The organism is Roseobacter sp. MH60115, from assembly GCF_015644665.1.
Taxonomy (GTDB): domain Bacteria; phylum Pseudomonadota; class Alphaproteobacteria; order Rhodobacterales; family Rhodobacteraceae; genus Roseobacter.
The window spans coordinates 1-13471 of sequence record NZ_JADOBQ010000015.1; the positions used below are offsets into that span (position 1 = coordinate 1).

Annotated in this window: 12 protein-coding genes and 2 pseudogenes; 7 read left to right on the plus strand and 7 right to left on the minus strand. The window is 60.6% G+C overall.

The window, feature by feature from the left end; all coding sequences use genetic code 11:
* The 4 genes and pseudogenes from ISX84_RS23335 to pedF form a co-directional block, all read right to left on the minus strand.
* Positions 1-112: pseudogene (locus ISX84_RS23335) on the minus strand ((2Fe-2S)-binding protein); the annotation flags it as partial.
* Positions 113-141: 29 nt separating this feature from the next.
* Complete coding sequence (locus ISX84_RS22990) at positions 142-657, minus strand: CoxG family protein (RefSeq protein WP_195822764.1); 516 nt, start codon at positions 655-657, stop codon at positions 142-144.
* An 86-nt stretch (positions 658-743) separates the two neighbouring features.
* Positions 744-1646: a substrate-binding periplasmic protein gene (locus tag ISX84_RS22995; RefSeq protein WP_195822775.1), complete on the minus strand. Its 903-nt coding sequence runs from the start codon at positions 1644-1646 to the stop codon at positions 744-746.
* 3 nt (positions 1647-1649) lie between these two features.
* Positions 1650-2351 (minus strand): cytochrome c-550 PedF, encoded by a 702-nt coding sequence (gene pedF / locus ISX84_RS23000; protein WP_195822765.1) that lies wholly within the window; start codon positions 2349-2351, stop codon positions 1650-1652.
* Between the two features lie 155 nt (positions 2352-2506).
* Between pedF and ISX84_RS23005 the strand changes: the two genes are divergently transcribed.
* The 3 genes from ISX84_RS23005 to ISX84_RS23015 all read left to right on the plus strand — a co-directional run bounded on the left by ISX84_RS23005 (position 2507) and on the right by ISX84_RS23015 (position 5521).
* A complete protein-coding gene (locus ISX84_RS23005) occupies positions 2507-3667 on the plus strand; it encodes an ABC transporter substrate-binding protein (RefSeq protein ID WP_195822766.1) in 1161 nt (386 codons plus the stop codon).
* Positions 3664-4623, plus strand: coding sequence for a YVTN family beta-propeller repeat protein (locus ISX84_RS23010; protein ID WP_195822767.1), 960 nt, complete (start codon positions 3664-3666; stop codon positions 4621-4623). The genes ISX84_RS23005 and ISX84_RS23010 overlap by 4 nt, the downstream gene beginning before the upstream one ends.
* A gap of 349 nt (positions 4624-4972) precedes the next feature.
* Entirely contained in the window at positions 4973-5521 is a 549-nt protein-coding gene (locus ISX84_RS23015; RefSeq protein WP_195822768.1) for a tetratricopeptide repeat protein, read from the plus strand.
* A 4-nt stretch (positions 5522-5525) separates the two neighbouring features.
* Here the strand turns inward: ISX84_RS23015 and ISX84_RS23020 are convergent, their stop codons facing one another.
* Positions 5526-6047 carry a hypothetical protein gene (locus tag ISX84_RS23020; RefSeq protein ID WP_195822769.1) on the minus strand — a complete coding sequence of 174 codons (522 nt, stop codon included), beginning with the start codon at positions 6045-6047 and terminating at the stop codon, positions 5526-5528.
* A 167-nt stretch (positions 6048-6214) separates the two neighbouring features.
* Here ISX84_RS23020 and ISX84_RS23025 point away from each other — a divergent pair, with 167 nt between their 5' ends.
* From ISX84_RS23025 to ISX84_RS23040, 4 genes are all read left to right on the plus strand, one after another.
* Positions 6215-7978, plus strand: a complete 1764-nt coding sequence (locus ISX84_RS23025) for a PQQ-dependent methanol/ethanol family dehydrogenase (RefSeq protein WP_195822770.1) — start codon at positions 6215-6217, stop codon at positions 7976-7978.
* 108 nt (positions 7979-8086) lie between these two features.
* Positions 8087-8782 carry a response regulator gene (locus ISX84_RS23030; RefSeq protein WP_195822771.1) on the plus strand — a complete coding sequence of 232 codons (696 nt, stop codon included), beginning with the start codon at positions 8087-8089 and terminating at the stop codon, positions 8780-8782.
* Between the two features lie 35 nt (positions 8783-8817).
* A complete protein-coding gene (locus ISX84_RS23035) occupies positions 8818-10020 on the plus strand; it encodes an FIST N-terminal domain-containing protein (RefSeq protein WP_195822772.1) in 1203 nt (400 codons plus the stop codon).
* Positions 10007-12220: a hybrid sensor histidine kinase/response regulator gene (locus ISX84_RS23040; RefSeq protein ID WP_195822773.1), complete on the plus strand. Its 2214-nt coding sequence runs from the start codon at positions 10007-10009 to the stop codon at positions 12218-12220. Before ISX84_RS23035 ends, ISX84_RS23040 begins: the two co-directional genes overlap by 14 nt.
* A 53-nt stretch (positions 12221-12273) precedes the next feature.
* Here ISX84_RS23040 and ISX84_RS23045 read toward each other — a convergent pair whose 3' ends face one another.
* Complete coding sequence (locus ISX84_RS23045) at positions 12274-13269, minus strand: hypothetical protein (RefSeq protein WP_195822774.1); 996 nt, start codon at positions 13267-13269, stop codon at positions 12274-12276.
* Between the two features lie 92 nt (positions 13270-13361).
* Positions 13362-13471, minus strand: a pseudogene (locus ISX84_RS23340) (IS5-like element ISNeu3 family transposase); the annotation flags it as partial.

The following is a 13471-nucleotide window of genomic DNA, read 5'->3' on the forward strand; positions in this document are numbered from 1 at the left end:
CATGCGTCCCCGTCAGCTGCAACTCATCCCGCAAAAACGACGACAACAACGTCCGACCCTCAACAGAACCAGAACGCAAAACTCCATTCACAAACATCTCAACCATAAACATCTCAAAAACTCCCTCAAAGCTCCTGCCGTTCACCCGCCCGAAAGACGTTTGAACCAGCCTTTTTTCTGCTCACCATCTTCAGCACCCGCAGTCACCAGCGCCTCGGGCGCGCCAACCGCATTCTGAAAATTGTCAAAGAACTGGTCTGCCATCTTCTTGGCAAACCCATCGATGATCCGACTGCCAAGCTGGGCCAGCTTGCCGCCCACCTTGGCCTCCACGTCATAGTGCAGCACCGTCTGATCCCCATCGGCCTCCAGCCGCACGTCCGCGCCGCCCTTGGCAAAACCGGCAGCGCCTCCCTTGCCCTCGCCGGAAATTTTCAGGCTCGCGAGTTCCACCATCTCGCTCAGCGTCACACCACCCTTGAACGTCGCCTTTACCGGTCCGACCTTCTGAACCACAACGGCCTCGAACCCCTCGCTCGGCGAGCCTGTCATTTCCTGACAGCCCGGCACGCATTCTTTCAAAACCTCCGGGCTCAACAAAGCCGCCCAGACGGTCGCCACATCGGCGTTGATCGTTCGACTGTCACTCAGTTGCATCAGCGACTCCTCCTGAATTTGTCAGGACCATAGCAACGCCATGTTACCCCGCCTATGCGACCATCCGAGTAGGACAAAGGTCGCATTTACCTGTCCGGCGGCTGATACGTCAGCCCGTGGTCCGCGTAGATCTGCGGAATGCGGCCATCTTCAATGGCATATCGGATCGCATCGTCGACGGCATAGGACAGCGGACGATAGCGAAAATTCACCGCCACCCCCAGCGTCCAGCGGCTGACGGCAAAACCGGCCAGCGGCGGTTGATGGATACCGACCCCCTCGTCAACGCCATGCTCCAGCTGTGCCAGCGGCCCCATCACCGCCTTGGTCTCCTCTGCCCGCAGCGCGGCCATGGCCTCTTCCATATCGGCAAAACGGGTCACCTTGCCCGCCAACTGACCGCCCGCGAATGACGAAAGATAGAAATCCGAGATTGAGTCATTTTCAACGGCAACCGGATCAAAACGGAAGTAGGCCGGGACAGGTTTTTCCTCCGGATAGCTGGCCTTGTCATAGGCGATGGCGATGGATTCGGCGGCGTATTGCCCGGTGAAGACCACCTGCTCCACCCGGCATTTGAACGCGGAATCATACGGGATGCGCATCATCACATTGGCGATCCGCCCCCCGATCAGCGCGCCTTTCCAGATGTTGTTGCGCAGGTCCGCATCCAGATTTTCGCCCGCCGCCACGAAATTGAACCGCGCATCGACCCCAAGGTCTTCGGCAATGATGCGGGCGATCTCGATATCGACACCGCGCGGCTTCCCGCCCGCTTCCCAGCTGTAGGGCGGATAATCTTCATAGACGGCAAAAAGCATGTGACCCTGTTCCTGGATCACATCCATCTCTTGCCCGACGATGTCCCGACTGGCGTTTTGCGGACGGGCCTGGGGGACGTGGTCCGCACAAGGGTCTGCCGCCAGCGCGGGCGCCGGCAGCAGCAGGGAGAAAACCAACAGAAGATGGTGCGAGATAGAGAGACGCATCACCTACTGGGCCGCGGATAGTCCGATGGTCAGGGTCTCGGCGGCGCTCTTGTACCGTGCGGGCGTGCCATCGATCAGATTGGCCGCGCGAAAGGCCACCGAATCTGCGACCGGAGCGCCCGACAGGGTTTCAATCGATCCCGCAATCTCGCTGAGGCGCGCTTTGATGGCATCGGGGTCGGCCCCTTCGGCCTCTCCCGCGGCGTACATCTGCAATTGATCGCGCATTGCCTTTAACTCCTCGGCATATTCTTCCATCGCGTCGCCGTCGGGACGGGTTTCGATGTAGGTGCGAATGGCCCAGGCGGCATCCTGGCCCAACAGCTCACCAAATGCCGGCATCTTGGTGATGCCGTTCTGGGTGTAGCCCTCGCGAAAGCGCTCCATATACCATTCATCACCGTATTCCTCGGCTTCGAGAAAGCGCAGATCCGGGGCGAGACCGCCCGAGACGACCTCCAGACCATGGCACCGCGCACAGTTCTGATTATAGCCCGACGCGCCGATCTCTACCGCCCGGAGCCAGACCTCTTCCCCGGCAGCCTCTGCCCGGTACGGGTTCTCGATCAGCCACTCGTCTCCAGTGTCAGGCAGACCGGTTGTATCGACCGCTTGCGGCTTCACATCGCCATGCGCCGACACGAATGTGGCTGCCGCAATCAGGGCGCCCGCGGCCAGCCCAGCGGTCTTGAATAGATGTGTCATTTCTCTCCTCCCGGGATCGAATATGTTGTTTTCACCTGTTGTAGTCAGGCGGTCTGACAAAAGGTATTGGACTTTGGTTGGGTGCGACGTGGGGGACTAAAGTCCTATTCAACCCTCCCGTGCAGCCATTACCTTTGGCGGGGGAGGAATTGGACATGCGTCAGCTTTTAGCCGTCTTTTGCGCACTATGGTGCGCGGTGCCCGCTGGGGCGGATGTGACACTGAGCGCGCATTACCTGCATGTGGAGGTACCGCTGCCCCCGACCCTGTCGAACCTCGACCCGATCCCGGAGGACAATGGTCTGGCCGGTGCGCTGACCGGGCTGAAGGACAACCAGACGACGGGGCGGTTTCTGGGGCAAGAATATGAGCTGAGCCAGACTTACGTGCCCGAGGGGGATGACCCGATTGCCGCCGCCAAGGCGCTGTTGGCGACAAGCCCCTATCTCATCATCAGTGCACCTGCAGAGGTTCAAACCGCCATTGCCGATTTGCCCGAAGCGCAGGGTGCGCTGATCTTCAACACCTCCTCGGGCGACATCACCCTGCGCGACGCGGACTGCCGTGCAAATCTCTTTCATACCCTGCCCTCGGATGCGATGCGCACGGATGCGCTCGCGCAGGTCTTTGTGCAAAAGCGCTGGACCGATCTGGTGATGATCACCGGCACGCATCCGCAGGACGTAGCCTATGCGCAGGCAGTGCGGCAATCACTTGTCAAATTCGGCCTCGACCTCGCGGGGGAAAAGGAATGGGCCTTTGACGCGGACATGCGGCGCAACGCGTCGCAGGAAGTGCCGCTCTTCACGCAGGATTTCGGCGATTACGACGCCATGATCCTCGCCGATGAGGTGCATGATTTCGGGCGCTACGTGCTTTACAACACATGGGAGGCGCGTCCCGTGACCGGGTCCGAGGGGCTGTCGGCGGTCGCCTGGTCCCCCGTGATCGAACAATGGGGGGCGGCACAATTGCAATCGCGCTTTGAAAAAGCCCATAACCGGCAGATGACATCGCAGGACTATGCCGCCTGGGCTGCCATGCGCACCCTGGGCGAGGCGGTGACCCGGACAAACGCCGTCGATCCCGAGACACTGCGCGCCTACATCCTGTCAGACGCGTTTGAGCTTGCCGGGTTCAAGGGGCGTCCCCTGACATACCGCGCCTGGAACGGTCAGCTGCGCCAGCCCATCGCCATCGTGCACCCGCGCGCCTTGGTGGCCCAGGCGCCGCTGGACGGGTTCCTGCATCAGGTCAACGAATTGGATTCACTCGGGCTCGACCAACCCGAAAGCACATGCGAGGCATTTCAATGATCCGAACAACGCTTGCCGCTCTCTTGCTGACCACCACCGCCCATGCGGGCGAAATCTGGGTCACCAACGAAAAGGACGATACCGTCTCGGTCATCTCGACTGAGACGCTGGAGGTGATCAAGACCTACGAAACCGGGGAACGCCCGCGCGGCATCACCTTCTCCAAGGATTTCAGCCTGCTCTACATCTGTGCCTCCGACAGCAACGCCGTGCAGGTGATGGACCCGAACAGCGGCGAGATCCTGCATGATCTGCCCTCGGGCGAGGACCCGGAGCAATTCGTGCTGCACCCGGACGACCGCCACCTCTATATCGCCAATGAGGATGATGCGATCACCACCGTCGTGGATACCGAAAGTCGCAAGGTCGTGGCGCAGATCGATGTGGGCATAGAACCCGAGGGCATGGCGGTGTCCCCTGACGGCAAGATCGCCATCACCACCTCCGAGACCACCAACATGGCGCATTGGATCGACACCGAAACACAAGAGCTTTTCGCCAATACGCTGGTCGACAGCCGCCCGCGTCACGCGGAATTTCTAAGAGACGGCAGCGAGATGTGGGTCAGCTCCGAGATCGGCGGCACGCTGACGATCTTCGACACGGCCACCCAGGCCGAGAAAGCCAAGATCAGTTTTGAGGTGCAGGGCGTGCATCCTGATCGTGTGCAACCCGTGGGCTTTGAATTCACTGCTGGCGATACACACGCCTTCGTGGCGCTTGGCCCGTCGAACCACGTGGCGGTCGTGAATGCGGAAACTTATGAGGTGGAGGATTACATCCTCGTCGGTCGCCGCGTCTGGCATATGGATTTCAACGAAGACCGCTCGCTCTTGTTCACCACCAACGGTGTTTCCGGTGATGTAACCGTGATTGACGTGGCCAAACGCGAAGCCATCAAGTCCATCAAGGTGGGCCGCTTTCCCTGGGGCGCCGCCTTCCGCCCGACCAACTGACCCCCGCTCCGCACCCCGGAGCGAACACTGCCGCGAAACGCCCTGCCTGTGTCGATGACGACAAAGGTCTTGGCGTCGCGGGTCTGCCGCCAGGCAAAAACAAGGAAAACCTGCCGCCCCATCATCCTGTCGGCAGATGAGCCGATTTCCAGCGCGCCATGGGCTCTGAAATCCGGCAGCCATCTCATCAAGGTGCCCGGTACGAAGGGCGAGGCGCAGCGGCAGGCAGTTTTTGATCATCTCGGGCTGACGTGAGCGCGCCACTCTCTACCCGAGGGATGCAACAGGCCAATGGCTCTACGACCATTGGCGCCTGTGAAAACACCACCGGCGATGCTATCGTTGGACCATGAAACGGTTATTGCCCCTGATCGTGATAAGCAGTCTGGCCGCACCGGTCTGGGCCGACAGTGAAGATCCAAACCAGTTCGGCATCACCAACCCCGATGAGATGACCTGGCAGAGCTTTCGCCAGCGTGCGGACGCAGGGGAGACCGGGATGGTGCTCTGTTCCATGGGCTATATGATGACCAAATCCGGCGATCATGAAACGGCGCGACTGCTGTTTCAGAACTGTGCCAACGCCGGATACACCGGTGCCATGACCTGGATGAGCCAGCTCGACAACAACGGGCTGGGCGGTGAGTATGACCCCGATGCCGCCGCAGAGTGGGATCGCCGCGCGGCGGAGGCAGGCGACCCGGTGGGCAAGTTCAACTACGGCCTCGACCTGATGCGCGGCCACGGCGTGGCCCGGGACGAAGCGCTGGGACGCCAATACGTGGATGAGGCAGCCCGAAACGGTCTGGCCATTGCCAAACGCCTGCAGGGCGCAGGCTATGATCTCGACGAGGTCACGCCCGATGCGGACAACTCAAAATACGGCCCGTTTTTCTAGGTGATCACTCGATGACCATGCGCGGCAGCCAATGGCTGTCCGGGTCGCTTTCGTGCAAATCACCGGCCTTCAAGGGGCGCAGCTCTCCCGCGTCGGGCGGCGCCGCAAGCAGGTTCATATCCATCTCGTGCAATGTCCCGACGATGACACCATCCTGCTCGGATAAGTCGTAGTAAACACCGTTCCACATGTTGATCCCGTACTCGCCTGCGCCTTTCCACAGAAACAGGAAGTCGTATTCCAGATCGGTCAGGTCCGCCGAGACATCCCGCGCGATCTCGTAGGGATAAGGCACGTGGCACCAGTGTTTTGCAGGCCCTTCCAGACATTTGAACGGGCGCATCGACAGGAAGTGATTGGCGAAAGCGGCCTCCTGCATCTGCACCGAATAGGTTCCGTCCCCGGCAAGAATGAGCGATGCGATCTCTATGCGGGTGCCATCCTGCGCTTCCAGATAGACTTGCCGCTCCTCGGCGACCACCCCGGTGGTCATCAGGCAACCCATTAAGATCAAACCATATTTCATTTCCATCCCCTCCCACGGCCTGCCAACAGTGCACACCCGCGCGGGCCCGGCTGACCATACGACCATTGGCCAATACCTAGAAACGGCCTTTGGTTGAATACTCTGGGCAACCGGTCGTGGAGTCTTTGGGCTCCGGACCTGTTGCAAAAGCTCAAGGGAGGAAAACCATGAAAAGGTTCGCGATTGCAGTGACAGCTGCGCTTCTCGCTACGACATCGCTTCATGCCGAAGTTACCGAAGAGATGCTGCGGAACGACGCGGCATCCACGGGAGATGTTCTGACAAACGGCATGGGGCGGCATTTGCAGCGCTACTCGCCGCTCGACATTCTCAACAAGGACAATGTCGAAAATCTTGTACCGGCCTGGGCGTTTTCGCTCGGTGGTGAGAAACAACGCGGTCAGGAAACCCAACCCATTGTGCATGATGGCGTGATGTATATCACCGGGTCCTACTCCCGGATGTTCGCCATCGATGTGAAGACCGGCAAGGAACTCTGGCAATATGACGCGCGCCTGCCCGAAGGCATCCTGCCCTGCTGCGACGTGGTCAACCGCGGGGCGGCGATTTATGGCGACAACATCTATTTCGGCACTCTGGATGCGCGCATCGTCGCGCTGAACCAGAAAACCGGCGATGTGGTCTGGAACAAGAAGATCGCGGATTACAAGGCGGGCTACAGCTACACTGCCGCACCGCTGATCGTGAATGGCCTGATCATCACCGGCAACTCGGGCGGTGAGTTCGGCATCGTCGGTGAAATTCAGGCGCGCGACGCGGAAACCGGCGACATGGTCTGGACCCGTCCGGTGATCGAGGGCCACATGGGCACGCTCAACGGCGAAGAAAGCACCATGACCGGCACGCTGAACGCGACCTGGCCCGGCGACATGTGGAAGACCGGCGGCGGTGCCACCTGGCTCGGCGGGTCCTATGACGCGGACACCGACACGCTGGTCTTTGGCACGGGCAACCCTGCACCCTGGAACAGCCACCTGCGCAACGCAGGCCAACCCACCGAGGGCAATGCGGGCGACAACCTTTATGCCGCCAGCCGGATCGGGGTTGATCCTGCCACCGGCGAGATCAAGTGGCACTACCAGACCACCCCGCGCGAGGGCTGGGACTATGACGGTGTGAACGAGGTGGTTTCCTACACCGACCGCGACGGCAATATGCGCTATGCCACTGCCGACCGGAACGGGTTCTTCTATGTGCTCAACCGCGAGGACGGCGCCTTTGTCAGTGCCGTGCCCTTCGTGAAGGACATCACCTGGGCAGAAGGTATCGATGAGAACGGACGTCCGATCTTTATCGAGGACAACCGCCCCGGTGACCCTGCGGCGTCCGCCGATGGGAAGAAGGGTGAGGTGGTGTTTTCCTCGCCGGGCTTCCTCGGCGGCAAGAACTGGATGCCGATGGCCTTCAGCCAGCGCACCGGCAACTTCTATGTGCCCTCCAACGAGTGGGGCATGGACATCTGGAACGAGCCGATCACCTACAAGAAAGGTGCGGCCTACCTCGGCTCCGGTTTCACCATCAAGCCAAACTACGAAGACCACATTGGCTCTCTGAAAGCGATCGACCCGGACACGGGCGCGTTGAAGTGGGAGTATAAAGACGAAGCGCCGCTTTGGGGGGGTGTGATGACCACCGCAGGTGGCCTTGTCTTCACCGGCACGCCGGGTGGTGAGTTCATCGCCTTTGACGACGAAACCGGCGAGCAGCTGTGGTCCTTCCAGACCGGCTCCGGCATCGTTGGCCAGCCGATCACCTGGGAGCAGGACGGCGAGCAATATGTGACCGTGATCTCCGGTTGGGGCGGTGCGGTGCCGCTCTGGGGCGGCGAAGTGGCCAAGAAGGTCAGCTACCTCAATCAAGGCGGCATGCTCTGGACCTTCCGCCTGCCCCGTCAGTTTGCCGCCAACTGATAGGGTAAGGTACTGAAAAATCGGGCGCATCCCATATTGGGGTGCGCCTTTTTCTATGAGACTTTTTGCCAAGTAGATTTTTGCAAGTTTCGGCACTAGCCTAAAGCCATGAACACGCAAGACGCCTCCCTTTCAGCTCATGCCAAAATGCGCGGCGGCTGGGCGCTCGTGGTGGACGATCATCCGCTGTTTTGCGACGCTCTCGAGCTTACCCTGAAATCGGTTGCCGAATTTGCACAGATCGTGACCGCGGACAGCATGGAACACGCGCTGGAGAAGATCGACGGGAACACGGCGCCGGACCTGATCCTGCTGGATCTGAACCTGCCGGATGTCAGTGGGTTGGACGGGCTCATTCGTCTCAAGCGCGCGGCGGATAAAACCCCGGTGATCATTGTCTCCTCCATGACCGACAACGCGATCATCAGCGGCGCCATAGAAGCGGGGGCGTCGGGCTTCGTGCCGAAACACAGCCATCGGTCGGTGTTTCAGGAGGCGCTGGAGCATATCGCGGGGGGCGGCGTTTTCACCCCTGCCGGTTTCGTCGAAGGGGACACCTGCGAGGAGGGCACCAAGGCCGTCTCGCGTCTGTCAAGCCTGACCAACCAGCAAGCACGCATTCTCGAACTGATCTGTGAAGGCAAGCTCAACAAGCAGATCGCCTTTGACCTCTCCATCGCGGAAACCACGGTCAAGGCACATGTCACCGCGATCATGCGCAAACTGGGCGTGCAAAGCCGGACACAGGCCGTGCTGGTGGCGCAGGATGCCAAGTTCGCAAATGTCTTGCCAAGTTCTTCCTAGGCGTCCTATCCTCGCCTGCAGGGAGAGTTACAAACATGAACGCCAACGCTGGTTTTGCGGATGCCGCCGACCCAGTGCAGCCTGACGAGAGTTGTGCACTCAGGACCGCACAGGTGTGCTGGTCCAACACGTCGCCTGTGGCTGCATTGCACGATGTGCTCGGGCCGGGGCCGTTCAGCTTCATCTCGATCATGGCCACGCCGCTCGCCGATTTTCAGGGCGTGGTGGCCGAAGCCCGGCGGGTCTATCCCGATACGGATGTTGTCGCCTGCACGACGGCGGGTGAGATCACCGGTGCCGGATATGACGAGGGCACGATTGTCGCCATCGCCTTTCCGGCAGAGGATTTCGCCTCCTGTTCCATCCTGATTGAAAAAGTCGATGATCTGGATGCGCAGGCGCTTGTGGATCAGATCACGCTGGAGCGCATGGGGTTGCAGCAGCGTGCCTCCAAACTGCCTCACAGTTTCGGCTTTTTGGTCGTGGATGGATTGTCGTTGAGTGAAGACACGCTCAGCGCGACGATTGCCCCGGCGCTGGGAGATACGCAGATCTTTGGCGGCTCTGCCGGGGACGGCACTGATTTCCGCCAGACGCTTGTGGGCCTGAACGGGCGCGTGGCCGATAACGCCGCCGTGCTGACGCTGGTGCGCACACGGCTGCGCACCAAGGTCTTCAGCCTCGATCATCTGGTGCCCACCGGCGAACAGATGGTGGTGACAGATGCCGACCCCGCCCGCCGCATTGTGCGGGCCATCAACGCAGAACCGGCAGCGCGTGAATATGCGCGGATCGTCGGCAAGGACCCCGAACAGCTGGACCGCTTTACCTTTGCCGCCCATCCGGTTGTGGTGCGGATCGGTGACGCGCATCATGTCCGCGCCATTCAACAGGTCACGGAAGACGGGGATCTTGTGTTCTTCTCTGCAGTGGACGAAGGCATGGTGCTGACGGTTGCGCAGCCTGAGAACATGGTCACCCATCTGGAACGCAAACTGCAGGAACTCTCCACGGAAAACGCCCCGAGCGACATCATCGGCTGTGACTGCATCCTGCGCCGGATCGAGGCGGAGCAGTCGCAGATCGTCCGCGCCATGTCCGACGTGCTGTCGCGACACAATGTGATCGGGTTTTCGACCTATGGCGAACAGATCGGCCCGCTGCATGTCAACCACACCATGAGCGGGGTGGCCTTCTACCCGGCCGATGCGGATGAAACAACGCATGTCGCTGATTAACCCCGCCGATACGGTCGAGAAACAGAACGAGAAACTGCTGGTGATCGCGCAATCGCTGATGCGCCGGGTGGAGCAGAAAAGCGAGGAATCCGGCCTCGCTTACCGGCAGTTCGAACGCGCGGCGCTGCTGGAAAGCCAGGTGCGCGAACGGACCCGCGATCTGGAACGCACGCTCGATCTTTTGCAGGACTCCAACGCCCGCCTGGAGGTCGCCCGCGCGGAAACCGAAACCGCACGGTCCAACCTCGCCGAGGCCATCGAGACCATCGATGAAGGCTTTGCCCTCTTTGACACCGATGACCGGCTTGTCCTCTTCAACAGCCGGTTTTGTCAGGACCTGCTGGACATCGTGCCTGGCCTGAGCGCTGGCCTGCCGTTTGAAGACTACGTCTCGCTGGTCTCCGAAAGCCGGTTTCTGTCGCTGCCCAAGAACCAGACCCCCGAGGATTGGGCACAGCGGCGCCTTGATCATCACCGCGACCCGCATGTCGTCTTCAATGTCAGCCTGCTGCGTGACCGCTGGCTGCAGGTCAGCGAACACCGCACCTCCGGCGGTGGTACGGTCATTCTGCAAACGGACGTCTCCGACATCATCCAGTTGGAGCGACAGGAACGCGACAAGCTGCGCGACGAACAAGCCCGCATTCTGCAGGCCACGCTCGACCACCTCAACCAGGGCGTCTGCATCTTTGATCGCAACCGCACGCTGGTGGGCTGGAACAGCAAGATGGATGGTTTTCTGGCCCTGTCCAAACCGCGCGTCACCCTTGGCATGAACTTCTCCTACCTGATCAACCGTCTGCGCGATCAGCTGGTGTTCACCGACAAGGTGGACGCCGAGCGCCTGCGCAGCTGGGCCAACCGCGCCCATGGCCGCCCGCCCATTGCCTTTGAAATCCGCCGTGAAGATGGCCGCATCTACAGCGTCTTTGCGCAGGAAATGCCGGACCATGGTTTCGTGATCAGCTTCACCGATGTGACGGCGGAACGCGAAGCCGCCCGCGCGCTTTTCGAGATGAACGAGCAGCTTGAACGCCGGGTGCGGGACCGGACGCAGGAGCTTGGCGTGGCCCTGGCCGAAGCCGAACGCGCCAATGCTTCAAAATCCCGTTTCGTTGCGGCTGCCAGCCACGACCTGCTGCAACCGCTTTCCGCCGCCAAGCTCTTTGTCTCCTCGCTCGCGGATAAGGTCACGACCAATGACGCGCAGGACGTGATCGGCAAGACCGAGGCCGCGCTGAACGGCGCGCAGCAGATCATCGAAGCGCTTCTGGACATCTCGAAGCTGGACGCGGGCAAGGCCGTATTCAAAGTCCAGACGATGCGCATCTCAGACATTCTGGCGCCCCTGCGCGATGAACTGGCCGCCACGGCTGCGGCGAAGGGCATCGCGCTGGACATTCTCGACAGCTCACTGACGGTGCGCAGCGATCCGGCCTATCTGCGGCGCATCGTGCAGAACCTGCTCTCCAACGCGGTGCGCTATACGGACAAGGGCCGCGTCCTGCTGGGCGTGCGGCGCAGCGGCACCTCGGCCCGGATCGAGGTTTGGGACACTGGCTGCGGCATCGCGGAAGCGGATCAGGAACAGATTTTTCAGGAGTTCAGCCGCCTCAACCCCGACCCTGCCGATGGCGGGCTGGGGCTGGGTCTTGCCATCGTGGAACGCGCCTGCAAGGGGTTGGGGCACGAGCTGGGCCTGTGGTCGAAACCGGGCAGCGGCAGTTGTTTTTCCCTGAATGTGCCCATCGACACCGCCGCCCTGCCGCATGATGCCAAGCGCGCGGGGTCGGAGAATACCACGTCGCAAGACCTTAACGGGCTGCTGGTTCTGCTGGTGGAGAACGATCCGGCCTTTGCGGGCGCCCTGTCGCTGGTGGTGGAGGACATGGGCGGCGAGGTGATCCACGCACATTCCGCCGACGAAGCGTTGACGCTCATGCATGCCATCCAACTCATTCCCGACGCCTTTCTGTTCGATTACCAGCTCGACAAGGGCAACACCGGCACCGCGCTCTACCAGAAAATCACGGAGACCTACGGGCCGATCTCTGCGGCGATCGTTTCCGCCGATCGTACGCGCGAGCTGCGCCAGACCTGCAAGACCCTCGGCTTGCCGCTCATGTCCAAACCTGTGGACCGGGATCGCCTCTGGGCGCATCTGTCTGATCGGGCCAGAGACCTAAAGGCCGCGCCCTGACCCCACCCTCCAGCCCTGCATCGGGCCAACGGCCAAGCGCTGTGTTCCGGGGGCTAACGTTTTATGAACCATGTGATGGCGGTGCGATAGCCAGCGCTCTTCAGCACATCGATTTTGGATGACCAGGCGGCAGGACAAACAACCAAAACCACATCGTTTACGCGATTTTGGAGTGCGACCTCTGCCGCAGTCAGAAGATCTCGTGCAGCCACACCATCGCCGTCCAGCGCTTCCGGGTCGGAAAAATCATCGTGAAAATAGTCATCAATGAAGCCAACTGCCGAAATGTCGTGCGGTGCGGGAAAATGCAGCTGCGTTGAGGGCTGTGAAATGGCATAGCCTTCAAACTCACCTTCTGTTTCACACACAAACATATCGCGGTCTGCAAGTGTCAGGCTTTTCCTCATCCAGACGTCAAACCGTGCGTCCGCCTCGCGATGCGGCTTCCAGAATGCATTAAGGTCAAACAAGATTTTCCTGTTCTCGGCACTGGAGGTGACGATGGCGGGCACATCTTCTGCTGTGGCGTTTCTGACCCCTTCAAAATCGCCGACCTTTTCGAGACCGACCTTTGCAAAATACAAGGTCAATGGCGTGTGGTCTCGCGCCGCGTAGGCTGCTTCCCAGGCACCGTCGGTTACCGATGCGCCCAGCAAGATTTTGGCGCCTGCTGCGACAAGATCGGCTTCCGCCGCGTCCAAAAGCGCATTTGCCGTGCCGGCGGGCGCTTCCTTTGCGACGAAACAATCCTCCATCATCAAGCCCGGAGCGCCAAAATCGCCCGCGTAGATCGGCGGGACCGGTAAAAGGATTGTGTGGGCAACGCCAACAGCACCAGCGTCGGTTTCAGCGAGAAGCCACTGTTGGCGAAACGGCGGATTGTCGTTCTCCATTGCGGACTTCACGGTGGATCGGACTCTGTCACCGGCGTTTGCGTCCAGCTTCCAGATCGCCGGATCAGTCATGTGTCGGTGCTCGGCATCCAGAAGGAGGAGATCGACGACCTCGTCAAGATCAGCAATTCCGGCAAGACGAACAATGACAGACATGTGCCCCTCTCCTGCAGCTTGATTTTCATGAACCCTAGCATCAAGACGCTAGGGCCGGTACCGATTTTCGCAGCCCTAGGCTGAATCGACATTCAGCGCATCCATAGTATTGCTGATGCAATGTGCAGGAAGCTGAGGAAATAGATTGCGCGGCGGTCGAAGCGGGTGGCGATGCGTCGGAAGTGTTTGAGCTTGTTGAAAC